This is a genomic window from Vreelandella sedimenti (assembly GCF_013416325.1).
GTDB classification, from domain to species: Bacteria; Pseudomonadota; Gammaproteobacteria; order Pseudomonadales; family Halomonadaceae; genus Vreelandella; species Vreelandella sedimenti.
Window position 1 is genome coordinate 124,597 of the sequence record NZ_JACCGK010000014.1, and the last position, 24,058, is coordinate 148,654.

General features: G+C 57.4%; 24 protein-coding genes and 1 riboswitch. Of the genes, 10 read left to right on the forward strand and 14 right to left on the reverse strand.

Annotated features, from left to right (window positions below):
* Position 1: 1 nt before the first annotated feature.
* Genes HZU72_RS16545 through HZU72_RS16560 form a run of 4 tightly spaced genes read right to left on the reverse strand, consistent with a single transcriptional unit; the run spans position 2 to position 4,482 of the window.
* Entirely contained in the window at positions 2–772 is a 771-nt protein-coding gene (locus HZU72_RS16545) for an ABC transporter ATP-binding protein (protein ID WP_180094029.1), read from the reverse strand.
* A complete protein-coding gene (locus HZU72_RS16550; RefSeq protein WP_180094031.1) occupies positions 772–1,758 on the reverse strand; it encodes a FecCD family ABC transporter permease in 987 nt (328 codons plus the stop codon). The genes HZU72_RS16545 and HZU72_RS16550 overlap by 1 nt, the downstream gene beginning before the upstream one ends.
* On the reverse strand, positions 1,758–2,615 hold the full coding sequence (locus tag HZU72_RS16555; RefSeq protein ID WP_208458125.1) for a cobalamin-binding protein: 858 nt from the start codon (positions 2,613–2,615) through the stop codon (positions 1,758–1,760). The genes HZU72_RS16550 and HZU72_RS16555 overlap by 1 nt, the downstream gene beginning before the upstream one ends.
* A 46-nt stretch (positions 2,616–2,661) precedes the next feature.
* Positions 2,662–4,482, reverse strand: coding sequence for a TonB-dependent receptor domain-containing protein (locus HZU72_RS16560; RefSeq protein WP_180094035.1), 1,821 nt, complete (start codon positions 4,480–4,482; stop codon positions 2,662–2,664).
* 158 nt (positions 4,483–4,640) lie between these two features.
* A riboswitch (cobalamin riboswitch) is annotated at positions 4,641–4,862 on the reverse strand.
* Positions 4,863–4,936: 74 nt separating this feature from the next.
* Between HZU72_RS16560 and HZU72_RS16565 the strand changes: the two genes are divergently transcribed.
* The gene (locus HZU72_RS16565) at positions 4,937–5,554 is read left to right on the forward strand and encodes a hypothetical protein (protein WP_180094037.1); all 618 of its coding nucleotides are present in this window, start codon (positions 4,937–4,939) and stop codon (positions 5,552–5,554) included.
* A gap of 4 nt (positions 5,555–5,558) precedes the next feature.
* On the opposite strand, the gene HZU72_RS16570 is transcribed toward HZU72_RS16565, so the two are convergent.
* From HZU72_RS16570 to cobT, 7 genes are read right to left on the reverse strand one after another with little or no spacing between them, the layout of a single operon-like run.
* Positions 5,559–5,984 (reverse strand): bifunctional adenosylcobinamide kinase/adenosylcobinamide-phosphate guanylyltransferase, encoded by a 426-nt coding sequence (locus HZU72_RS16570; RefSeq protein WP_180094039.1) that lies wholly within the window; start codon positions 5,982–5,984, stop codon positions 5,559–5,561.
* A complete protein-coding gene (locus tag HZU72_RS16575) occupies positions 5,936–6,595 on the reverse strand; it encodes a histidine phosphatase family protein (protein WP_180094041.1) in 660 nt (219 codons plus the stop codon). Before HZU72_RS16575 ends, HZU72_RS16570 begins: the two co-directional genes overlap by 49 nt.
* On the reverse strand, positions 6,532–7,302 hold the full coding sequence (gene cobS / locus HZU72_RS16580) for an adenosylcobinamide-GDP ribazoletransferase (protein ID WP_180094043.1): 771 nt from the start codon (positions 7,300–7,302) through the stop codon (positions 6,532–6,534). The genes HZU72_RS16575 and cobS overlap by 64 nt, the downstream gene beginning before the upstream one ends.
* On the reverse strand, positions 7,299–7,868 hold the full coding sequence (locus HZU72_RS16585) for a bifunctional adenosylcobinamide kinase/adenosylcobinamide-phosphate guanylyltransferase (protein WP_180094045.1): 570 nt from the start codon (positions 7,866–7,868) through the stop codon (positions 7,299–7,301). Before HZU72_RS16585 ends, cobS begins: the two co-directional genes overlap by 4 nt.
* Positions 7,865–9,010, reverse strand: a complete 1,146-nt coding sequence (cobD, locus tag HZU72_RS16590; RefSeq protein ID WP_180094047.1) for a threonine-phosphate decarboxylase CobD — start codon at positions 9,008–9,010, stop codon at positions 7,865–7,867. Before cobD ends, HZU72_RS16585 begins: the two co-directional genes overlap by 4 nt.
* Positions 9,007–10,011 (reverse strand): adenosylcobinamide-phosphate synthase CbiB, encoded by a 1,005-nt coding sequence (gene cbiB / locus HZU72_RS16595; protein ID WP_180094049.1) that lies wholly within the window; start codon positions 10,009–10,011, stop codon positions 9,007–9,009. The genes cobD and cbiB overlap by 4 nt, the downstream gene beginning before the upstream one ends.
* Complete coding sequence (cobT, locus tag HZU72_RS16600; RefSeq protein WP_180094051.1) at positions 10,008–11,057, reverse strand: nicotinate-nucleotide--dimethylbenzimidazole phosphoribosyltransferase; 1,050 nt, start codon at positions 11,055–11,057, stop codon at positions 10,008–10,010. The genes cbiB and cobT overlap by 4 nt, the downstream gene beginning before the upstream one ends.
* A 281-nt stretch (positions 11,058–11,338) precedes the next feature.
* On the opposite strand from cobT, the gene edd reads away from it, so the two are divergent.
* The 9 genes from edd (at position 11,339) to HZU72_RS16645 (ending at position 20,744) form a co-directional block, all read left to right on the forward strand.
* Complete coding sequence (gene edd, locus HZU72_RS16605) at positions 11,339–13,228, forward strand: phosphogluconate dehydratase (RefSeq protein ID WP_180094053.1); 1,890 nt, start codon at positions 11,339–11,341, stop codon at positions 13,226–13,228.
* The gene (gene glk / locus HZU72_RS16610) at positions 13,228–14,193 is read left to right on the forward strand and encodes a glucokinase (RefSeq protein ID WP_180094055.1); all 966 of its coding nucleotides are present in this window, start codon (positions 13,228–13,230) and stop codon (positions 14,191–14,193) included. Before edd ends, glk begins: the two co-directional genes overlap by 1 nt.
* A gap of 59 nt (positions 14,194–14,252) precedes the next feature.
* The gene (locus HZU72_RS16615; RefSeq protein WP_180094057.1) at positions 14,253–15,122 is read left to right on the forward strand and encodes an aldo/keto reductase; all 870 of its coding nucleotides are present in this window, start codon (positions 14,253–14,255) and stop codon (positions 15,120–15,122) included.
* 37 nt (positions 15,123–15,159) lie between these two features.
* A complete protein-coding gene (locus tag HZU72_RS16620) occupies positions 15,160–16,107 on the forward strand; it encodes a carbohydrate kinase family protein (RefSeq protein WP_180094059.1) in 948 nt (315 codons plus the stop codon).
* 183 nt (positions 16,108–16,290) lie between these two features.
* Positions 16,291–17,010 carry a FadR/GntR family transcriptional regulator gene (locus HZU72_RS16625; RefSeq protein WP_180094061.1) on the forward strand — a complete coding sequence of 240 codons (720 nt, stop codon included), beginning with the start codon at positions 16,291–16,293 and terminating at the stop codon, positions 17,008–17,010.
* A 43-nt stretch (positions 17,011–17,053) separates the two neighbouring features.
* The gene (gene dgoD / locus HZU72_RS16630) at positions 17,054–18,202 is read left to right on the forward strand and encodes a galactonate dehydratase (protein ID WP_180094063.1); all 1,149 of its coding nucleotides are present in this window, start codon (positions 17,054–17,056) and stop codon (positions 18,200–18,202) included.
* Between the two features lie 3 nt (positions 18,203–18,205).
* The gene (locus tag HZU72_RS16635; RefSeq protein WP_180094065.1) at positions 18,206–19,204 is read left to right on the forward strand and encodes a 2-dehydro-3-deoxygalactonokinase; all 999 of its coding nucleotides are present in this window, start codon (positions 18,206–18,208) and stop codon (positions 19,202–19,204) included.
* Between the two features lie 22 nt (positions 19,205–19,226).
* Positions 19,227–19,832 carry a 2-dehydro-3-deoxy-6-phosphogalactonate aldolase gene (locus tag HZU72_RS16640; protein WP_180094067.1) on the forward strand — a complete coding sequence of 202 codons (606 nt, stop codon included), beginning with the start codon at positions 19,227–19,229 and terminating at the stop codon, positions 19,830–19,832.
* Positions 19,833–19,847: 15 nt separating this feature from the next.
* Positions 19,848–20,744: an SMP-30/gluconolactonase/LRE family protein gene (locus tag HZU72_RS16645; protein ID WP_180094069.1), complete on the forward strand. Its 897-nt coding sequence runs from the start codon at positions 19,848–19,850 to the stop codon at positions 20,742–20,744.
* A 94-nt stretch (positions 20,745–20,838) separates the two neighbouring features.
* On the opposite strand, the gene HZU72_RS16650 is transcribed toward HZU72_RS16645, so the two are convergent.
* The 3 genes from HZU72_RS16650 to pgl all read right to left on the reverse strand — a co-directional run bounded on the left by HZU72_RS16650 (position 20,839) and on the right by pgl (position 24,058).
* Positions 20,839–22,434: a solute:sodium symporter family transporter gene (locus HZU72_RS16650; protein ID WP_180094071.1), complete on the reverse strand. Its 1,596-nt coding sequence runs from the start codon at positions 22,432–22,434 to the stop codon at positions 20,839–20,841.
* Between the two features lie 250 nt (positions 22,435–22,684).
* Complete coding sequence (locus HZU72_RS16655; RefSeq protein ID WP_180094073.1) at positions 22,685–23,347, reverse strand: bifunctional 4-hydroxy-2-oxoglutarate aldolase/2-dehydro-3-deoxy-phosphogluconate aldolase; 663 nt, start codon at positions 23,345–23,347, stop codon at positions 22,685–22,687.
* A gap of 45 nt (positions 23,348–23,392) precedes the next feature.
* Positions 23,393–24,058: a 6-phosphogluconolactonase gene (gene pgl / locus HZU72_RS16660; protein WP_180094075.1), complete on the reverse strand. Its 666-nt coding sequence runs from the start codon at positions 24,056–24,058 to the stop codon at positions 23,393–23,395.

Consider the following 24,058-nt stretch of genomic DNA (forward strand, 5'->3'; position numbering starts at 1 on the left):
ATCACCCCTTTATCGGCACAAACACCGGTGCGCCATCCACCTCTACCACCGCTAGCTTTTGGCGGTAGAGATCTTCCAGCGCGCTGGGCATCAGCATGTTATCCCGCGAGCCCCAGCACGCCTCGCCATTGGGATAAAGCAACAGCACATGGTCGCACCAGCGGGCAGCAAGGTTTAGGTCGTGTAAGCACATGATGACCGCCTGGCCTTGTTTGGCCTGTTTTGCCATTAGCGCCATCACAGCACTCTGGTGGTGAAGATCCAGATGATTGGTGGGTTCGTCGGCCAGCCACACATTGGGTGCTTGAGTCAGCACCGTGGCAATCGCCACACGCTGGCGCTCGCCACCGGAAAGTGTGCTTACCAGACGATCACGCAGGTGTGCAACATCCAGGTCCTCAAGGGCAGCTTCCGCGCGGGCGTAGTCTTCAGCTCCCTCCATCTGCCAAGGCGATAGATAAGGGTGGCGGCCAATCAGCGCGGTTTCCAACACGGTTGCTGGAAACCCATCCTGGCGATCTTGAAACACTAATCCCAAACGCTGAGCAACATGGCGGCGGCGTAGCTGGCCAAGCGCCGAATCGTTGAGCTGGACACTGCCTGAACGTGGCGCTTGCAGGCCAGCTAAGGTGTGTAAAAGCGTCGTTTTTCCCGCACCGTTAGGCCCTAACACACCCCACACCTGCCCTGGTTCGATGGTGATATTAAGCGGCGTACCGCCTTCGCGGCCAGGCACATCGATGATGAGATCACGGGTAGCCAGTACGCTCATCAGCGGCTCCGGTAAAGCAGAAACAGGAAGGTCGGCACACCCAATAGCGCGGTGATTACCCCTACGGGCAACTGCTCCGGGGCGATCATCGTGCGCGCTAGGGTATCGGCCAGCACCAACAGCGTGCCACCCGCCAATGCGCAGGCGGGCAGTATCAGCCGCTGATCATTGCCCAGCAGCAAACGCAGCATGTGGGGTACCACTAGACCGACAAAACCAATGCTGCCTGCGGTAGTAACGGCAGCAGCAGTCAGCAGGCTGGCGGCAATATAGATACACCACTCCAGCGGCCTAACCGCAACGCCCAGCGCGGCGGCTTGCTGCGGGCCACGGGCCAGCACATTCAGGCTACGCCCGAGCGGAATCAGCACCACGCAGGTGGCCAGTAACAGCAGTAGCGGCGGCCAAGGCGTGCGCGCATAGGAGAGATCGCCCATGAGCCAGTAAAGCATCCCCGGCAGACGTTCGGCGGGGCTCAACGCCAGTATTAGTGTAATTACTGCCCCCCACCCCGCCGCGACCACCACACCGGTGAGCAGCAACCTCGAAGGCGTCCAGCCGCCGCTACCGTGGGCCAAACCAAAGACTAAAAACGTTGAGAGCAGTGCGCCGCCAAATGCCGAGCCTGAAATCACCAGCCCGCCGAGCCCTCCCAGCATGGCTGCCAGTGCGCCAATCGAGGCGCCACCGGAAAGACCAAGCACGTAAGGGTCTGCCAGAGGGTTACGCAGCAACACCTGCATCAACGCACCGGCTACCGCCAACAAACCACCCACGGCAAAAGCCGAGAGCGCCCTGGGCAAGCGCAGATCGATCACCATGGTGTGCGCTAGCGCATCGCCTTCGCCCTGCATATTGTTACCCATCACCACCTGCCAGATTTGAGCCGGTGAAATCTGCGCGCTACCGACACCAATGGCGATGATCAGCGAAGCCAAGGCCGCTAGTAATAGCAGGCTCAGCGGCAGGCCCAAGCGTGCGAGCATTAGCTGCGCTCACGTTTTTGGCGGGCGATATCGAGCTTCTCACAGAGGAGCTGGGTGCCCTCCATCAGTCGCGGTGTAGGCCGTTGAATCAGTGAGGGCGGCACAAAAAAGAGGTTATCTTCCGCAACCGCCGTCAAGTTGGGATACTGTTCCCAGTGCGTCAGCCAGTGGCGATTCTCTTCCCCCATGCCACCGGCAACAATCGCTTCAGGATTCGCTGCCAGCACGGCTTCATCATCGATACGCGGCACCAGGCGTGCCTGTTCGCCAAACACATTTTCACCGCCACAAATCTCAACCACTTGGCCGATCAGGTGCTGGTCGTTAACGCTCATTAGCGGCTCATCCCACACTTGGTAAAACGTGGGTATCGACTCACGATCCCGATAGCGCTCTTCAAGGGCGCTCATGGTATTGCGGAAATTGTCGGCCACTGCTTGTCCCGCTGTTTCTGTGCCTGCCAGCCTTGCCAAGCGCTCAATGGCGCTGGCCACGCCTTCTACATCGCGGGGCTCGATATAGAACACCGGCATACCCAGGGCTTCAAGGGTTTCAAGCTGTTCGGCGGGGTTACCCGTCACCCAACCAATCACTAAATCGGGTGCAAGCCCCACCAGCTTCTCTAAATCAATTCGAGTATGGCTGCCCACCGACGCCACTTGTTTGGCTTCCGCGGGATAGTCACTATACGAGACGACGGCGACCACTTGAGTTCCTGCGCCAGCCGCATAAGTCAGCTCGGTTGCGCCAGGCGAAAGCGTAGCAATTCGCTGAGCAGCATTATGTAGACAGACCTCACGGTCACGATCATCTACTGCGCAGCGCGAGTGCTCGTGTGCCGGGGCAACAGACGCCATCAACAGCAGCGCGAGGCACAGGGCCCCGCGCGCAAAACTACTTTTTCTATTGGCCAAAGTGAACACTCAAGAACCCTGCTCGCCCAGCGTTGATATAATCACGGGTGGTTGAATACTCTTTATCAAAGGCATTTTCTAGCGTAACACGAGCACTCCAGAGTGGCGCAAACTGCCAGCCAGCGCGCAGGTTAACCAGCCCATAGCCTCCTAAACGCTGGGTATTGGTGGTGTTATCGTAACGGTAACTCTGCGCTACTAGTGAGCCCCCCAACGACCAACCGCCAAGCTCCCGATCTGCATCCAGACGCACACTTTGAGTGGCCCGGCGGGCTAATCGATTGCCAGTTGCCCGGTCTTCCGGATCCAGGTAGGTGAAGGCAGCTTGGAGCGTCCAGTCGTTGACTTCGACGCCGCTTGAGAGCTCGGCCCCGCGTATACGCGCGCTGTTAACGTTTTGCGGCGCCCATAAGCCACTCGACGTTGGCGCCCAGGCAATCATGTCGTCGTAGTCGTTTTGAAAGGCGGCCAAGTCCCAGAACCACTGGTGGTATTGGCCGCGAACGCCCACTTCAATCGTTTCAGAGGTCTCCGGATTGAGATCAGGGTTACCCGAATCCGGCCAATAGAGGTCATTAAAGCTCGGTGCTTTAAACGCAGTGCCCACACTGGCTCGCAGTGTGTGGTAGTTATCCAGCTCGTAGCCCAGCGCCAAGCTGCCGGTGACTTCATCGCCATAGGCTTCGTTATCGTCATAACGCAGGCTGGCTTGAATGGCAAATGGCGAAAAGTCGAGTAACCCCTGGGTAAACACTGCTTTGTTATCACGGCTGGTAACGTCAAAATCGTTGGTGCTTAAAACGCGGTCTTCGCTGATTTCAGCGCCAGCGATCAACTCATGGGGGCCAAACTGAATGTTGTTCTGCCAGCGGGCAGTTTGCGTGCGGGTATCAATGACGGAGGCGCCGAAATTATCGATTGTGTCCAACTCATCGCGGGCTTCGCTAAGGGTCAGTCGGCTCTGCCACGTATCGGTTACCGGCAACTCAGCGTAGACGCCTGCTACCTGCTGGACGAAGTCATTCTCTCCACTGTCATATTCGTTGTTACCACGAACGCGCAGTGCCAACACGCCGACTTCAGCGCCACTCTCAAAGATATGCGCAACGCGGGCTAGCGCTGAGGTATTGTCGTATCCTTTGTCTTCACCACCCCGACGAATGGGCTGGCCATCGGTATTGAAATGGCTAGCGGCAAAGCTGTAGCGCGTGCCCCCCTCGCGCCCCGAAACGCCTGCGCTTAACCGCTGGGTATCGAATGAACCACCGCCGACTGACATTCTCGGTTGCGGCTCTTCTTCGTCACCCTCAGGGGTAAACAGTTGAATCACGCCGCCGACCGCATCCGCGCCGTAAAGGCTACCGCGGGGGCCGCGCACGATTTCAGCACGGTCAAACATACGCGGATCCAAGTACTGAAATGCAGCACCGCCCGCCGTAGCGGATCGTAGCCGGATACCGTCAATCATGAGCACGGAGGCATCGCTGGGCGCACCCCGTAGATAAACGCTGCTACTTTTGCCAAAGTTGCCGTTACTCGTGACATCAACGCCCGGCTGGCCGCGCAGAAGATCCGTCAGGCTGGTGGGGTCTTGGCGGCGGAAAGTGGCTTCCTCCAGCACGCTAACGGAAGAGAGGCTTGCATTGGCGGTGCGGGGCGCTAACGCAGCGGTAACGACCACAGGGTCAAGCGTAGCCAAATCGGTCGTTGTTTCGGCGTATTGGGCTTCGGCTTGGATGTGAAAGGCTAGCGGTAAAGCAGCCATACTAAACGCCGCCCGTTTGGCGGCGGTGTGGTAACGGTGGTTCATGTGAGACCTCTTGCTCGTTGTGCTCACCCGCACAGCGCAGTTTTTTTGACCGAACGGAGGATCAAACAAGGGAGTCTCGGTCGCACTGCATGATCGCATCGCGCCACCGTTAATCGCCCTGAGAGCGCCCACCGCGCCTCGGCATATATCGGTTCAGGTTGAACCATTACTCTCGGGCCGGTCTCCGGGCTGACGAGCGAAAGACGTCTTCATTCTTTCCGAACGACCACCTTCCCGTGCGTTAGCACAGTGGCGTCTTAGCCGTTCTTATCTCGATCACCGTTGCGGGGGCAGCGTTGGAATCACGCAAGGCGTTCACCAACTTCCCGTTTCACTAGCGGCTTTAATCCACCGCCAGCACCTGAGAGTGGGCGTAAGCTAGCAACTTGCCGTGTGGAGGTCAATTCATGACGAGCTGCTAGAGTAAAGGCAGCGCACGGAACAGGAGACGGTCATGATCGATTTCTCGGCAGCCGGTGTGCCGCGCTGGTTAAAGCTGGCTTTTACACTGTGGATCCTGGTCTGGGCACCAAGCTACGTAGTGCTGCTGGGAGCGCAGAACTTCTTTTGGCTGTGCAACGTGGCGAGTTTTCTGCTGCTGGCGGCACTGTGGAGTGAACACCGCACCTTGATGTCGATGCAGTGGCTTGCGGTGGCACTGGTCGGCAGTTTATGGAGCCTGGACGTTGCCACGGCTGCGCTCACTGGCGTGCATCCTATCGGCGGCACCGAGTATATGTTTGACCCGGAGCATCCACCCATGGCGCGAGCCATGTCGCTCTACCACGTGGTACTGCCGCTGGTAGCGGGCATCGGCGTCGCCAAGCTGGGCTATTCGCGCCGCGCCCTGCTGTGGCAGACCCTACTGACCTGGATTGTGGTGCCATTGACCTATCTGCTTACCGAAGCCGAGCGCAATATCAATTGGGTGCATGGGCCCTTCGGCCAGCCCCAGGATAGCCTCGACCCGTTGCTCTATCTGTTCCTACTCACGCTGCTCTGGCCCGTAATAGTTTACCTGCCAGTGCATTTGCTGATGGTTGGCTGGCAGCGCTGGCGGAGCCAGGCTTAGCTAACTACTTAACCGCCATCACCAACCCATGCCGGACATACCACACCTGTTCAGCCTGGGCTGTGGCATCCTGAACGAACCAGCCATTGAAGTCACGTAAGCGGCGCTGTTCGGGCTGCATGGGCACAACTCCACGACCAACTTCGTTGGTAATGATGATTAACGGCGCGTTTAGCGCTTCGGCGCGCTGGCAGAGCGCTGCCATATCGTTCTGCCACTGCTGGCGCAGGGTATCGTTATCGTCACGTTCAAGCGCAGCGCTAAGCCATTCAAGCACACCTGTGATGACAAGCGGAATGTCGGCTACGAGCGCTTGCTGGCTATCGCTGAAGGGCTTAGCAGCATCAAGCCGCCATCCGTTTGCAGTGGGAAAGCGTGCGGCTACAGCATCACGTTTACCAGCGCAGGCACCGCCGATGAAGAGCTGCATTGCCATTCCCCTTTTCCATGTTCGTCTTGCTGATAAATAAGCTGCCAGCGTCTGCCTTGGGCTTGGAGCACGGTACCGTCCCAGAAGTGAATCGTTTCAAAGCGGCGGCGCAGCTCACGAATCACGCCACCATGGGTGACGGCCAGAATCTTTTTATGGCCGTCGACGCGGCCATTCGTAGCCAGAGCCAGATCATGCAACCAAGCGTCTAAACGCTCACGCAGTTGGGCCGCCGATTCGCCGCCGGGAATTTGCAGTTCGCCCACGCTATCAATCCAGGCACGGTAATGGGGTAAGTCTTTCAGCTCATCGTAAACTTTGCCTTCGTACTCGCCAAAATCGAGCTCGCGCAGGCGTTGCTCAAGTACAAGCGGCACGCCAGCCTTGGCGACGTCAGCCCACTCCAGAGTTTGCTGGCAGCGGCTAAGATCGCTTGAATAGATAGCATCGAATCGCTCATTCGCCAGTGCGTCACGCAGTTCCAGCAACCCTGCTTCAGCATCGGGAAACAGCAGCGGAATGTCCTGCTGGCCTTGGTAACGGCGCTCTAAATTCCAAGCGGTGATACCGTGGCGAACTGCCACCAGCTCCACAGTAAGATCAGTAGCCAAAGCTCTCCTCCTTCAATGGTGGCACCGACCATATCGCCGTTAATGCCGTTAAACAGTCGCAACATTAGCCAGCGGATTAGTAACACGAAAACAGTAACCGTTAGCATCATCAACACTATCGCGGGCGCTAACAGGGCTATCAACACAATCGGCACCAGCGCTAGTGCCACATCCTGGCCGCTAAGCGATTGCTGCCAGCTCCACGCCAAGCCCTTCTGCTGGGCGCAGGGTGTTAGCACCAGTAATGCAACGCCAGCCCAGCGACCTAGTGCAGGTAACATCAACAGCCACCACAAGGGAGCCTGATAGGCCAGCAACGCCCATAGCAGAACGCCCTTCCAGGCGAGCAAAAACACTAGCGCCAGCATTCCAAAGCTGCCAATTTGCGGGTCTTTCATGATATCCCAGCGTCGCGCCAGGGGCTGATTGCTGCCCAGGGCATCGGCGATGTCCATAACGCCGTCTAGATGCAAGCCGCCCGAAAGCGCCACCCAGAGGCTTAGCACCATCAACGCGGTGACCGGTGCAGGAACGTTCTGCATCCCCAGCGCTACTAGCGCCAGCAAGCCCCCTATCATCAACCCCACTAATGGATAGGCCCGCACTGCCCAGCGACGGGTGTCGAGCGTCCAGGGAACGGCTATAGGAATCGGGACTCGGGTCAGAAACTGCAGCGCCAGCAGCACACCGAACACGGCATTTTTCAAACGTTTACCTCCTTCTCATGCTTCCATTCCTGATGCTCCCACTTCATGGCGCAGCCTGCGACCACTTCGAGTACAGAATCAGCCTCTTGCGCTACCCAGCAGTGAGCCCGCTGTAGAAACGCCAGATAGCGCCAGGTTTCAGCATCCGTAGGCGGCAGCGCTTCGTTGATATCATTGGAGACAATCACTAGATAAAGGCTGCGCGCGCGGGCATCAGCCAGTGCGTTTGCCAGCAACGCTAAGCCTTCTTCTTCGCTTAGTTTACTGGCGTACAGGACTTGGCTGGCCCATAGCGTTAAGCAGTCCAGCAGCACGGCGCCACCATCAGGTACCTTGGCAATCGCTCGATCAATACGCAGCGGTGCCTCTAGCGTTTTCCATTGAACGGTGTGCCACTGCCCTTGCCTGGATTGACGATGACGCGCTACCCGCTTGACCATTTCGTCGTCATATACGTGTGCGGTGGCTAAGTAGTAACAGGGCGAACTGCCTGCTGCACTAACTGCTCGCTGCTCGGCGATATCACTTTTGCCAGAACGCGCCCCGCCGCTAACGAAGACAATCATGCAGTTCCTTTTTCCAAAACATTTTCTAAAACATGCTTCAACACGCTTATCAGCCGCCGATTAGCAGGGGCATCGCGCAGCGCTACACGCAGCCATTCACCATTGAGCCCGGCAAAATTATGGGTATGACGCACTAAAATACCCCGGCGTAGCAGCTGCTCAAATAACGCATCGCTGGTGATTGCCTGCGCGGCACCGGGCCGGATAAGAAAAAAGCACGCCTGGCTGGGTACGACTTCCAGCCCTAGTTGAGCAAGCGCCTCCGCCATGCGCGAGCGCTCGCTGGCCAACCACCGCTGGGTGCGGCGGGCAAAGGCATCATCTGCCAATAGTGGCGCCACCAGTTCAGCCGCAAGGTGATTAACGCCCCAGGGCGGTTGGTGGGTCTGGGCCGCTTGAACCGTGGCCGCATCCGCCAGCAGGTAGCCCAGCCGGAGCCCCGGCAGGGTATAAAACTTGGTCATTGAGTGGAGCAGCAGCAGATGCGGGTAGCGCACCAACAGCGGTGTCAACGACGCCTCTTGTGACGTCTCGCCCAGTGGCTCACCCACCATATCGATAAAGGCTTCGTCGACCACAACGCGGCAACCCATCGCAGCGGTGTAATTCAACAGGTCTTCCATTGCTGAAATATCGATAAGCGTAGCGGTCGGATTATTGGGGCGGCATAGAAACAGCACATCAATGTCGTTAAGCCCAGCCGTTAGCGCGTCTATGTCCAGCGTGAAGTGAGGTGCGGGCAGCGCGATCTCACTAATCGAAAGCCGGTGGGCGCGGCAAGCGCGGGCATACTCGCCAAAGCTCGGGGTAATAATCGCCGCTCGCCTACCCGCATGCAGCGCGGCAGCGAGGAAAATTGCCTCAGCGCCACCGTTGGTGAGCAATACCTGTTCGGGCTGAAGCTGGTGATGGGTAGCGATGGCCTGACGTGCAGCGGCGTAATCCGGCGCGGGGTAGCGTTCAAGACCTGCCAGTTGCTTAGCCAGCCAATCGCTAACCCACGCCGGAGGCCCCAAGGGGTTAAGGTTGGCGCTAAAGTCGTCCAGGCGGTGATCGGCGGGCAAGCCGAAATGGGCCAGCAGCGTCTCGGCCTGGCCGCCATGCCTGGGCCATGGAGCGTTGGGCAATAGAGGAGTACTCATAGCGATCCTCGCAGCATAAACACCAACCCTGCTATTACCCCAGCAAACAGCAACATAAACAGTATCCAGGCGCCGTGCATTAAACGAAGTGTGGTGCTGATATGGGCAACACGCAGCTGTTCAAGCGGCTCGCCCAAGGTCGCACGGTGTGAGGCCTCGCCTCCATAGAAATTGGTGCCGCCCAGCTGCACGCCGAGCAAACGGGCCACCATGGCCTCTGGCCAACCGGCATTGGGGCTGGGGTGGCGCGGTGCATCGCGGCAGGTGCCGAGTAGTGCGCCTTGCCAGCGCAATCGTACAATACCGGCAAGACTCAATAGCAAGCCTGCGAGCCATAGACACAGCACGGTTAAGCGTGCCGGCACCCAGTTGGCTAGGTCGTCCAGCTTGGCGGAGGCAAAGCCAAAATCGACATAGCGCTGGTTTTTATAGCCTACCATCGAATCAAGAGTATTAACTGCCTTGTACGCCAGCGCTAGTGGCGCCCCGCCGATAAACGCAAAAAATAGCGGTGCGATGATGCCGTCAACGGTATTTTCCGCTACGGTTTCCACCGTGCCACGGGTAATCTCCGCTTCATCCAAGGTTTGCGTATCGCGGCCGACAATCATCCCCAGCGCCTTGCGGGCAGCAGGCAAATCGCCTTGAGTCAGCGGTTGAATCACGGCGCGGGCCGCATCGCCCAGGCCTTTGATCGCAAGCGTAGTAGAGAGCAGCCACAGCTCGGCGATCAGCGCTAGCCCAGGGTGCAAGCGTTCCAGCAGCGCCAGCGCTAGCCAGCTAATACCCCATACGCCGCCGACGACAATAATGGTTAGCAAGAAGCCACTAACTTTGCGCTGCTGCGCCGTACCACGATTCCACAGCCGCTCAAAAGCGCTGATAAAGCGCCCGATCAGCACCACTGGGTGTGGTAGTGAGCGCGGATCGCCAACCACTAAATCAATGGCGATCGCGAAGATGACCAGAACAATACCGCCAAAAGTGGCGCCTGGGATCATAGTGATGCCTTATCGCTAACACCGGCATCGGCAAAGGTAGCCATTTCCGCCACCATCGCTGTCGCCGCTTGCAGCAATGGATACGCCAGCGCAGCACCACTGCCTTCACCTAGCCGCATGCCCATATCGAGCAGTGGATTGGCCTCCAGCGCTTTTAATGCCACATCATGGCCTGGCTCTTGGGAGCGATGACCAAAAATCAAATAGCCATGCACTGCGGGGCACATTCGGCAGGCGGTTAGCGCTGCGACGGTAGCAATAAAGCCATCCACAATAGCGGGCAAGCCCTGGGCCGCTGCTGCCAAATATGCGCCGGCCATAGCAGCTATTTCCAGGCCACCCAACTTAGCCAGCACCTCTAGAGGAGCTTGAGAGTCAGCATTACGCGCAGCGATAGCGCATTCAATCACCGCCACTTTGTGCGCCTGCTGCTGTGGGTTAATCCCGGTTCCGGCGCCCACCACGCTTGTCACGGTCTGACCCGTCAGTACCGCCAGCATTGCGCTGCTGGCAGTGGTATTGGCGATGCCCATTTCACCCACCATAATGCACTTTGCACCGGCCCTTTTTGCTCGATCAACGGCCACCACACCCACATCAATCGCGGCTATGGCTTGATCAAATTGCATCGCGTCTTCTAACACCATATTGGCGGTGCCATGGCGCACCTTAGCGGAGGTCACCCCAGGCAGTGTTAAAGGCGAAGCAACGCCCACATCCACAATCTCGACCTGCGCGCCTATCTGACGGGCGAAGACATTAATCGCCGCCCCACCGTTGGCAAAGTTGGCCACCATCTGAGCGGTCACTGCTTGGGGGAAAGCTGACACCCCCTCAGCAGCAACCCCGTGATCGGCGGCAAACACAACCACCGCAGGCGGCGTCACGCTGGGCTTGAGTTCACCGGTGATAGCGCTCAGTTGAATAGCCAGTTCTTCCAAGGCACCCAAACTACCTGGCGGCTTGGTCAACGTATCCAAGTAACGACGCGTTTCTTCACCGGCCTTGAGATCAACTGACTGAATGTGGTCAACAATGGCGTGCATGCAGGCTCCAGCCCACTAGGGGTCATCAAACATTCAAAGGCAAAACGCAAAATGGTAGCAAAAGCCTGAGTGCTATACTTGCTATTTCATTAGCGGGTCTTCCACCCTGTCAGTATGTTAAGGCTTTATTTAGATATTTGGCGTGGCATATTTGCCACCTCACATTCGAGTAATAAAACTACAAATGTGGTTTTTATTGCCGTAAAGTCTCTTATTTCGACGCCAAAAAATGTAAAATAACTACAAGCTTCACTCACCGTCTCTATCATGCAGAGGTCCCTATGCCGAGCTCAACACCTGCTACGTTAAACCCCACCGTTGCTGAGGTTACCCAGCGCATTCGTGAGCGTTCTGCTGAGCGTCGCGCCCTCTACGAGCGGCGCATGGCTGACCAGCACAAACGTGGCGTGCACCGTGCTGAGCTAAGCTGCGGTAATCTGGCCCACGGTTTCGCCGCCTGCAACCCGCGTGACAAGGGCGAACTGAAACTGATGAACAGCGCCAATTTGGGCATTATCTCGTCCTACAACGATATGCTCTCGGCGCACCAACCGCTGGAAACCTTCCCTGAGACCATTAAAGCAGCCGCTCGGGATATGGGCTCCACCGCCCAGTTTGCCGGTGGCGTTCCGGCCATGTGTGACGGTGTCACCCAAGGCCAGCCGGGCATGGAGCTATCGCTGTTTTCCCGGGATGTGATTGCCATGGCCACCGCCGTAGGTCTCTCGCACAATATGTTTGATGCCGCGCTTTATCTGGGCGTGTGCGACAAGATCGTACCGGGCCTGTTTATTGGCGCGGCGCGCTTTGGTCACCTGCCCGCCATGTTTGTACCCGCGGGCCCCATGCCCAGCGGCTTACCCAATAAAGAGAAGGCGCGCATTCGCCAGCTCTATGCCGAGGGCAAGGTCGGCCGCGCTGAGCTGCTCGAAGCCGAGTCAGACTCTTACCACAGCCCCGGCACCTGCACCTTCTACGGCACCGCTAACTCCAACCAGCTAATGATGGAGATGATGGGCCTACACCTGCCCGGTACTTCTTTTGTGAACCCAGGCACCGAAATGCGCGAAGCATTGACGCGCTATGCCACCGAGCAGGCGATTCGCAACACCGAACCCGGCGGCGACTACCGCCCGTTTTACAAGCAGATTGATGAGCGTGCGATTGTTAACGCCGTGGTGGGCTTGCTGGCTTCCGGTGGTTCAACCAACCACACGATGCACCTGATCGCCATGGCCGCCGCTGCGGGCATTACCCTCAACTGGGACGACTTCACCGACCTTTCGGCGGTCACGCCTAGTCTGATGCGGGTTTACCCCAACGGCCAGGCAGATATCAACCACTTCCAAGCAGCGGGCGGCATGAGTTACCTGTTCCGCGAACTGCTGGGCGCTGGCTTGATCCACGGCGATATCCCTACCGTGTTCGGTACCGACTTAACCGCCTATACCCAAGAGCCATTCCTGGAAGATGGTAAAATCGTTTGGCACGAAGGGCCCGAGAAAAGCCTTGACGAAACCGTGCTAAGCCCCGTCGCCACGCCCTTCGCACCAACCGGCGGCCTCACGGTAATGAAAGGCAACCTGGGTCGCGGTGTCATCAAAGTCTCCGCAGTGACAGAAGAACATCGCGTGGTTGAAGCGCCGGTGAAGATCTTCGAAGATCAAAACGAAATGAAAGCCTCCTTCGAATCCGGCGACTTGGATCGCGACGTGATTGTGGTGGTTCGTTTCCAAGGCCCTAAAGCCAACGGCATGCCCGAGCTGCACAAATTAACCCCTTACTTGGGCGTACTGCAGGATCGTGGCTTTAAAGTGGCGCTGGTCACCGATGGTCGTATGTCGGGTGCATCGGGCAAAGTGCCCGCTTCCATTCACATGAGCCCCGAAGCCCTGGACGGCGGCCCGCTGGCCAAACTGCGCGATGGCGATATTATACGTCTGGATGCCAATGCCGGTACGCTGGAAGCCAAAGTCGACCCCGTCACCTGGGCTAAGCGGGAACTGGCCATCGGTAACCTGGATCACTACCACGTGGGCTTGGGTCGCGAACTATTTGGTGGCTTCCGCCATCTGGCCATGCGTGGCGAAGAAGGCGCTGGTGTGTTTGGCGGGTTTGAAGCCGACGATATCGCCCGTCAACAGGGGCAAATCTCAGAAGAGGACGCCTGATGCGACCGGCACTCATCGGCGATATCGGGGGAACCAACGCACGCTTGGCGTTGGTCTCTCCCGGTGAAGTAACCCCGCACGATATCTTGAACCTACCCTGCGCCGACTACCCTGGCGTCGTGGAAGCGGTGCAGGATTACCTGGGGCGCGTGGGCGCCACCGGTGACAACGCGCCTCAAGAGGCGTGTTTAGCCTTCGCCTGCCCCGTTCACGCTGAACGGGTCAAAATGACCAATAACCACTGGGATTTTTTGAAAAGTGATGTTCAGCAACAGTTGAATCTATCGCTATTCAAGGTCATCAACGACTTTACCGCCCAGGCGCTGGGCGTCCCCCATGTGGCATCCAGTGATTTGGTCGAAGTTCAGCCGGGGCAAACCCAGGCGCACTCCACACGCTTAATCATCGGCCCAGGCACCGGACTGGGCGTTGCCGGGGTCTTTCCTGGGCAACACGCCTGGATTCCACTGCCCACCGAAGGCGGTCACGTCACCTTTGCCCCCACGGACAGTACCGAGCGGGCACTGCTTGATGCATTTCTGCAGCGCCACAAACGGGTGAGCGTAGAACGCATCTTATGCGGTCAGGGTTTATTGGAGCTTTACCAAGCCTACTGCACCCTTGAAGGAATTGAGCCGCACTTAACTAGCCCAGCCGAGGTGACCACAGCGGCCAATGAAGGCGATAGCCTCGCCACTACTGCCCTGCTGCGCTTTCTAAAAATTCTTGGCGATGTGTGCGGCGACGCCACCTTAACCATGGGCGCAAGGGGCGGGGTTTATCTATGCGGCGGTATTCTCCCGCGCTTGCTTGAGTGGCTGCCAAAAAGCGAGCTTCGCGCCGCCTTTGTCAATAAAGGCCGTATGGGCGCCTATAACGCTGACATCCCCGTGTGGGTAGTGACTGCGCCCTGGACCGGCCTGTTAGGTGCCGCTGAAGCACTGCATAACGAAGAGGTTTTCTGAAAAAATTTCTAACAACATTTATTAAACACATCTCTAACAACATCAATATGGAACCTGCTATGCCCGCCGCAACCTTTGATGTGCCATTTTTACTCGGCATGATGCGTCTGCACGAAACACCCGCCATGCACGAACCCGAGCGATTAGCAGAATGGATCGAAGCGCGCCTGGAACAGGGCCTTAACTGGTTTGACCATGCGGACATTTATGGCAGCGGCCAAGGGGAGACGCTTTTTGGCGCCGCGCTACGGGCGCGCCCCGCCCTGGCTCAGCGGGTCAATGTCGTCACCAAAGCGAGCATCGCGAACGATAACCCCGCACCCGGTTCGGGTAAGGTAAAGCACTACAACGCTAGCCCTGCTTATCTTAATAGCGCCATTGATGCCTCACTTGTGCGTTTGAATGTCGAATGCCTCGATCATTTCCTGATTCATCGCCCCGATCTACTGATGAACGCAGAAGCGACCGGCCGCGCGCTGGACGATGCCATTGAAGCAGGCAAAATTGGCGCGGCGGGGGTATCCAACCATCTGCCCAGCCAGTGGCGGCGCTTGCAGGGCGCCATGCATCACCGATTATCCGCCAACCAGGTCGAGCTCTCGATTGCCCACACAACGCCGCTGTTTGACGGCAGCTTTGATGAACTATGTGCCGATGACCACGCACCCATGGCTTGGTCGCCTCTGGCAGGCGGGCAGCTGATGCAAGGCGCCATTGGTGAGTGTTTGGCTAAGTGGGCGACAGGGCTTGATAGCTCCCCCAGCGCTTTGGCGCTGGCATGGCTGCGCAGTCTTCCTAACTCGCCAGTACCGTTGATTGGCAGCGTTAAACCTGACCGAATTAGCGACATGCTCAAAGGCCCTGCCACGCTACCCCGGGAAGCGTGGTATGAATTGCTGGAAGCCGCCCGCGGCCACTGCGTGGCATAAACCTGTCTTTGCAAACAATGACACTAAGGAGCCAATAATGACGCCAGTTATCGCGTTTGGGGAAGCGCTGGTTGATATGCTCTCCAGCCGTTTAGGGGCGGCTACAGATGCCCAAGAGACTTTTACACCCTACGCCGGTGGTGCTCCCGCTAACGTGGCGGTCGCCTGCGCCCGCTTGGGCGTTCCTAGCCAATTTTTAGGCATGGTGGGCGACGATACGTTCGGGCATTTTTTGGTGCGTGAACTCAAAAGCCACGGTGTAGATACCAGCGGCGTGGTATTTACCCAAGAAGCTCGCACGGCGCTGGCGTTCGTTTCCCGGGATGACGTGGGCGAACGCACTTTTGATTTCTATCGCCCGCCCGCTGCTGACCTGCTTTATCGCCTTGAGCATTTACCCCATGGCGTCTTCGAGAACCCTGCCATTCTGCACTTGTGCAGTAACAGCCTAACCGACCCAGAGATCGCCGACGTTACCCTGGCGATGGCCACCATGGCCAAGCGAGCAGGCTGCCTGGTCAGTGTAGATGCCAACCTACGCCACAACCTGTGGCCCGGCGGCGAAGCAGATGCCAGCTTAGTCACGCAACTGCTAGACGGTGCTGAGCTGCTCAAGCTCTCCCAGGAAGAGCTCGACTACTTGCGTGCCGATCATCCTGCAGAATCGTGGCTTTCAGAACGGCTTGCGGCAGGTGTAAAAGTTATTTTGATTACCGACGGCCCCAATGATGTCGTACTTAAAGGCGTCGGCATCGACCATCGCATTGCGCCACCCAAAGTGGAAGCGGTCGATACCACCGCTGGGGGTGACGCCTTTATTGGCGGGCTGTTGGCGGAGCTCTCGGCCCATGGCATCAATGAACACTGGCAGAGCGATACGGATTTTCTACTCAACGCAGTGAATACTGCCTGCCGCTGTGGCGCCCATGCCGTTACTCGGCCAGGCGCTTATGCAGCGCTGCCAACGCGAGCGGATATTGACTAACTAAGTAGAGCTATATAACTCATTAACAAATGGCGCGCCCGACACAGGCGCGCTTTTTTATGCCTGTTTTATGGTCGACTAAGCGTCCAGCTAAACCGAACTTATGTCTAAAGCGGCCTGCTTGTGGAAATGTCAGACATTTACTAGACTAGGGTCCATCCAATAAAGAACAAGAGATGACCGATGACGCTGGACGCTCTACCGCCCCACCAGGGTGGCGCTGAACAGTTAGCGCGTTTACTCGCCCAGGCCCTGCTGGCAGGCCATTGGCAGCCAGGCGATGTTTTCCCCCGGGAGCTGGATATCGGCAAACACTTTGCCGTTAGCCGTAACCAAGTGCGTAACGCACTCACCAGCCTCACCGCTGCGGGTTTATTAGAGCGCACCGCGGGCCGTGGCACTCTGGTTCGCGAGGTGGGCGACTGGCATCTACTCGACCCGCTGATGAGCGAATGGATGACCGGGCTGGTCAACCTTGACCCTCAGTTGGTAAGGGCCATTTACGCCTTTCGTTTTTCTGCTGAACCGGTGGTCGCAGGACTCGCTGCCCAGGCAGCTCAGACTGAAGACATAGAACGTCTGGAGAGCGCCTATGCAGGCATGAAGAGCAGCGCAGGCAGTGTTGAAGCTCGTGCTGAGCATGCCGAGTACGATGTCGCCTTTCACGATGCCACCTACCGGGCAAGCCACAATTTAGTCTGGCGGCAAATGGGCTATTTATTGCGCCCTTCGATCATGGCGCTGATACATCGCTCGCAACACCGCACGGACACCCTGGACGACAGTCTCGCGCGCCACCGCCAGGTACTTGACGCTATCCGCAGCCACGATGCCAGCGCCGCAGAAACCGCCGCAAGAGAAGTGCTGCGCCGCACGGCCATCGACCTTGGCATCGTCAGCTGACAATTACTCAATGAATACTTTCTATTCAGAAGGATGACCAAACATGAAAATTACCAAACTCAAGACCTGGCAAGTCCCCCCGCGCTGGCTGTTTCTCAAGATCGAAACCGACGAAGGCTGCTACGGCTGGGGTGAACCGGTGGTTGAAGGCCGCGCCGCTACCGTTGAAGCCGCCGTACACGAGCTTTCCGACTACTTGATTGGCCAGGATCCACACCGCATCGAGCATCTCTGGAACATGATGTACCGCGCTGGATTTTATCGCGGCGGGCCGATTCTGATGAGTGCGATTGCCGGTATTGACCAGGCGCTGTGGGACCTTAAAGGCCGCGACCTGGGTGTGCCCGTTCACCAGCTGTTAGGTGGGGCCGTGCGCGACAAAATGCGCATGTATGCCTGGACCGGTGGCGACCGCCCAAGCGACGTGGGCGCGGGTGCCAAAGCGCTGGTCGAAAAAGGCTTCACGGCTTTTAAAATGAACGGCACCCCCGAAATGCAAATCGTCGACTCACACCGCAAGGTCGATGAAGCCGTCGCCCGGGTAGCAGAAGCCCGCAACGCCGTTGGGCCAGATGTAGGCATCGGCATCGACTTCCATGGCCGCGTGCACCGCCCTATGGCCAAAGCACTGCTGCGTGAGCTAGAACCCTTTCACCCCATGTTTGTGGAAGAGCCGGTCGCCCCCGAACATCTGCCCTGCTTGAAAGATATCGCCGGTGGTTTGGGCTACCCATTGGCAACTGGCGAGCGGCTGCATACCCGCTTCCAGTTCCGCGATTTGCTGGCCGACGGCATGATCGACATTATTCAACCGGATATATCCCACTGCGGTGGCATCAGCGAAGGCCTCAAAATCGCCGCCCTGGCATCTGCCTACGATGTCGCCCTGGCGCCCCACTGTCCGCTCGGCCCATTAACCCTGGCCGCGTCTTTACAGCTGGATGCGGTCAGCCACAACGCCTTTATCCAAGAACAGAGCATGGGCATTCACTACAACCAGGGCAACGACGTCCTCGATTACCTGATCGATAAATCCGCCCTCGCCATTGAAGATGGATTCTGCGCCATTCCCCAAGGCCCAGGCCTTGGTGTCGAGATCAACGAGGAGTTCGTTGAGGAGCGCGCGAAAGTGGGCCACCGCTGGCGCAACCCGGTCTGGACTCACGAAGATGGCTCTATTGCGGAGTGGTAAGCCATGGGATTAACCGAGATGAGTGAAACCACTGACATTGCAGATCAATTAACCTGGATTGCCGTTGACTGGGGCTCCAGCAATCTGCGGGCCTGGGGGCTCGATCAACACGATCAAGTGATTGCCCAAGCCAGTAGTGACAAGGGCATGCTGTCGCTAAAGGCCGACGAGTACGAAGCCGAGCTGTTGCGACTGGTGGGCGATTGGCTACCCACCACCGATACGACGAAGGTGATGGTGTGCGGTATGGCAGGCGCTCGCCAGGGCTGGTTGGAAGCCGCCTATTTACCGGTACCCACGCGGCTTGACCAGCTTAGCCAAGGCGCAGTGACGCCAACGCTTACGGGTGACCAGCTAGGTGTGTACCTGCTGCCTGGTTTAAGCCAAACGCGCGGTACCGCAACTCACTTTGATGTGATGCGCGGTGAAGAGACTCAGTTGGCAGGGCTCGTCGCTGATTCGCCAGATTTTACTGGCCTCGCCTGCCTGCCTGGCACTCACGCCAAATGGGCAACCCTGGAAGCGGGCGCGGTGAGCGGGTTTTCGACCTACCTGACCGGCGAGCTTTACCAACTGTTAGCCAACCAGTCGGTGCTGAAGCATTCCGTTTTATCACCTTCAGCGGCAAGGGATGACCTTAACGATGCAGCTTGCCGTGAGGCTTTTATTTCGGCCGTCAGCGAGATTAATCAAGCCCCCGAAACCTTTAGTAGCCGCCTGTTCGGGCTGCGCGCGCAAGATTTACTCGATGGCCGGCTACCTGCTGGCGACACGCGTGGGGCCGTTCTTGCGGCCAGGCTCTCTGGACTCGCCATTGGCCTTGAGCTTTCCGGCGCCTGCCGTGAGTGCCCCAGCGATAAGCCCATCATGCTGATTGGCAACCAAGCGCTTAGTCAGCGCTATACGTTGGCACTCAATACGATCGGCTATCAAACACAACATGTGGATGGCGACACCGCCGTCTTAGCGGGCCTGCGCCTCGCCCATCGCGCGTTAAAATAAATTAAGCTTGGAGAAATTGGCTATGTCGCTGCCACTGATTGGAATTTTACGCGGTATAACGCCTGATGAGGCCGTGGATATCGCGGAAGCGGTGCTGGCCGCGGGTATCACCCAGATTGAGGTGCCGCTTAACTCACCCAACCCGCTGGAGAGCATTCGCCGCTTGGTCGACGCATTTGGCGAGCGCGCGGTCATTGGTGCAGGTACGGTGCTCACTCCGGCTCAGGTGCGTGAAGTTCACGCTGCTGGTGGGCGCTTAATCGTTTCTCCCAACTGTCGGCCAGCGGTGATTGAAGAAACCCATAAGCTCGGCATGGCCAGCTGGCCGGGTATTGTGACGCCTTCTGAGGCCTTTGATGCGCTGGATGCAGGCGCCACCGGGCTTAAACTCTTCCCCGCAGTGCAGGTAGGCTTAGAAGGAATGAAAGCAGTACGCGCCGTGCTGCCGGCAGGCACGCTTTTGTATGCCGTCGGCGGCGCTGGAGTCGATAACTTCGCCGAATGGCGCGCAGCGGGTGTCGATGGTGCAGGTCTGGGCAGCGCATTATACAAACCTGGCCAAAGCGCTTCTCAGGTGAGGAAACAGGCTCAAGCCCTTGTCGATGCCTGGTTAGCAGGAGAACAATAAGGAGAACCAATAATAATGAATACCGATATGAGCGTTTCAACATGGCAGGCCGAGTTAGCTGTCGATTGCCGCTGCTCACTGGGTGAAGGCCCGCAGTGGGACGCCAGAAATCAGCGCCTTTATTGGTGCGACATTCTTGAAAAGCAGCTCCACTGGCTAACCCCCGCCACCGGGGAAAGCGGCCACTATCAGCTTGATCATCGGGTGTCCCTGGCAGCGCCCCTTGCTGAGGGTGGCCTGTTGTTAGTCGGTGAAGGCCGCTTAAGCCGCTTCAACCCAAGCAGCGGCAGTATCGAAAAGCTGAGTGATTTCGAGGCCGATAACCCTGTCACCCGTAGCAATGACGCACGCATTGATCGCCACGGCAGCCTGTGGCTCTCCAGCATGGGTAAAAGCGCTGAAAGAAGCGCTGGAAGCCTTTACCGCCTGCATCGCGGCGAGCTCTCGCGGCTGCGTTCAGGCCTAACGATTCCCAATGCCATCTGCTTCTCCGCAGATGGTGAGTTTGCGTGGTTTACCGATACTGTGACGGGTGTGGTGATGCGCTGGGCGCTGGATAGCGACGGCTGGCCGCAAGGCGAGCCGCAGCCTTGGGCGGACTTTTTCTCCAGCCAAGGTAATCCCGATGGTGCGGTGATGGATAGCGAAGGCTGCCTATGGCTAGCGCTGTGGGGGGCTGGGCAGGTCGTTCGTCTGGATCCTAACGGTGAAATAATAGGCCGCGTCGAACTGCCGGTCAGCCAACCCTCCTGCCCGGCATTTGCAGGCCCTGATCTGAAAACGCTGTATATCACCACGGCGCAAGAGGGCTTCAGTGCTGAGCAGCTGGCCCAAGAGCCCACCGCAGGCTCGCTCTATGTGGTCGAAACCGGCATTAAAGGCCTAGCCGAGCTGCCGCTGCGCTTGGCATAACTCTCCTACAAACCTCCCAGCAAAAGGCCCCACTAGCGGATACTAGCGGGGCCTTTCTGGTACGGCTTCACCTATTTACCTACAAGGTGGGCGATCAGCCAGCAAAGCTGATATACATAACGATCACTAACACGACCAAGACGATACCGGCAGGCACCGCGCCTTTCCAGGGTGTTAGATCCACATCGCCGCTGTGCTGCTGAATCCAGTCCGTTTCCCTTGGGCGCACCTTGCCGATAATCAGCATCACGGCGACCAACAGCACAAACACCAGCGCCACAAAGTGGAACTCATGCATGATCTGCGGCAGCAGTGTAAACGGTGGCACAAAGTAACCGGCGGCGATCAATAAGCAGCCGCCGATCAGGGCGATTTTGGCCGCCATTGGCGGAACACGTTTGGTTAGCAGCCCGACCAGCACCACGGCAAGAATCGGAATAAAGTAAATCGCGTTCATCTTCTGCAGGTAGCCAAACAGGCTCTCCTGACCTGCCAGCAGTGGCGCAATGATCATGGTGAGAATGGCCATGATCCAGCCAAACACTTTACCCGACTTAACCACCTGCTCTTCGGTAGCTTCTTTGTTCAGCACACCTTTATAGATGCCCAGGCTGAAAATCGTGGTGGTGCTGTTAAGCGCTGAGTTAAACGACGACAGGATCGCACCGACCATGACGGCAGCGAAAAAACCGGTGAGGTACGGCGGCAGTACGTTAAAGACCAAATGACCATAGGCTTCATCGGCACGCACGCCCTGATCGGCATAAAGGTGATAAGCAATGATGCCCGGCAGCACTAAATACAGCGGCCCCAGCAGTTTGAAAAGACCGGTCAACAGCACGCCCTTCTGACCTTCGGCAAGGTTTTTGGCCGCAAAAGTACGCTGAATAATCTGCTGGTTAGTACTCCAGTAGAACAGATTAATCAGGAAAACGCCGGTAAACAGGGTAAAGAACGGCACCTGCTGATCAGCACCACCAATCGAATCCAGCTTATCCGGGTCACTCTCTTTGAGAATGCTCCAACCCTCCATGATGCCGCTACCGTCACTCACGGCCTGCAGGCCGAAATAGACGATCACGAAACCGCCAATCAACAGCCCGACGCCGTTGAGCGTGTCGGAAACTGCAACCGTGCGCAGGCCACCAAACAGGGCATACACCGAACCGATAATACCGACGATCCACACCGTTAGCCAAAGCAGCGTCGTCGAAGACTCAATGCCGGTTAATCCCTGTAGATCGAGCATGCCCTGCAGGCCGATGGCACCTGAATAGAGAATGATCGGTAGCAGAATCACCGCGTAAGCAATCAAGAAGATGATATTAGTGATTAGCTGGGTCGTCTTATCGAAACGAATTTCAAGAAGCTGCGGCAGCGTGGCAATACCACTTTTCAAAAAACGCGGAAGGAAGAATAGCGCCAACGCCACTAGGGCGATAACCGCGACTACTTCCCAGGCCATAACGCTTAAACCATCAGAAAAGGCCGCCCCATTGAGCCCCACCATTTGCTCGGTGGAGAGGTTGGTCATCAGCAGAGAGCCGGCAATCAGCGGGAAGGTTAGCGTCCGCCCTGCAAGAAAGTAGCCGCTGGTGCTTGAGTGATCATCTCGGCGGGTGATCCGCCAAGTGATAAAGGCGACAAGCCCTGTAAAAAACAGGAAGGACGCCAAGGTCAACGCGTGCATTTTGACTCACCTCATCATCATTGTAAGTGGCACGCACGTTTATGTATGCGCGAATAGCGAAATGTCAGACAAATCTTACCGTCATTTTAGTTGAGCTGAATATTGCCCGTTATACGTCTTTGGTCGTACGCAGGCGGTTACGATACGCGAATGACAAAACTTCACTATAAAAAAACCCTAGCAATGGTTAAAAACCATAACTAGGGTATGCATTTATGCGGCCCGCAACGAATTGCTAGTGGATGCCTATTTAGTGATGAAAGCGCTCCGCTGACTGGCGCGCCAGCTCACGGATGCCATCCCAATCTTCCGCTTCCACCATCGCTTTGGGTGTTAACCAGGAGCCACCTACGCACATCACATTGGACAGCGATAGATAGTCATCGGCATTGTCGACGGTGATACCGCCGGTGGGACAGAAGCGCGCTTCAGGAATCGGCGCGCCAAACGCTTTGATGGCTTTGGCTCCACCGCTGGATTCCGCCGGGAAGAACTTGAACCGACGGTAGCCGTACTGCCAGCCGGTCATTAGTTCAGAAACTGTCGAGACCCCCGGCAGCATGGGCACCGGGCTTTCAACGCCGTAACGATAGAGGGCTTCCGTTGCGCCTGGTGTTACCACAAAGTCAGCGCCAACCTGCTCGGCCTGGCGGTACTGGGCAGGCGTCAGCACCGTGCCCACACCGATGCTGGCACCTGGCAACGCTTCACGCATACGTTTCACCGCTTCAAGCGCGCAGTCAGTGCGCAGGGTAATTTCCAATACGGTTAAGCCACCCTCTACCAGGGCGCGGCCTAGCGGTACGGCATCTTCCAAACGCTCGATAGTGATGACCGGAATCACCTCGGCTTTCAAGCAGATGCTATCCAGCTCTGCAGTGCGTGTAGAAGGTAACTGTTTGTCGATAGTCATTAGTCAGTCTCCAAGCAACTTATTATTGGCTAAGGCAGTTAGCGCTCAAGGCGCCCAATAAATGGCCAATGGGCAGGTTAAAAAGGCACGAATAGGCAGTTGACGAACGTCGTCACCGTTTAATGCCTTGGCCAATACGGCGCGTTTATCATCGCCGGTAATATGCAGAATATGCCGCCGAGCCTGATGCAAGCGATCGGCGGAAAAGGTAATCCGGGGTTGCGGCTGACTAGGCGTTCTGACCGCCACTAACAGCTCCTCCGTGGCAAGTGCCAGGGTCAATTCAGGGCTGTCAGGAAACAGTGACGCCGTATGACCATCACCGCCCATACCTAGAATCACCACGCTGGCAGGCCACGCTAGCGTTTCTGCTTGCTTGGCAACTTCATCAACGCCCTCTTCAGGTGTAGACGCACTGCAAGTTAACGGTATAAAAGTGGCCGCCGATGCCTCGCCCTGTAGCAGATGCTCACGCACCAACTTGGCGTTGCTATCGCTACTCTGCTCGTCTACCCAACGCTCATCGGCCAGCGTTACATCTACACGATCCCAGAGCAGCGATTTGGCCGCCAGTGCCTTAAAAAAAGGCACTGGTGTAGAGCCACCAGAAACTACCAGCAGGACGCGCTCCTGGTGGTTTAAATCTTCTTGTAGCCCCTGAAACACAGCTTCGGCAAGCTGCTCGGCCAACTGTTGGCGTGCTTGGCTCAT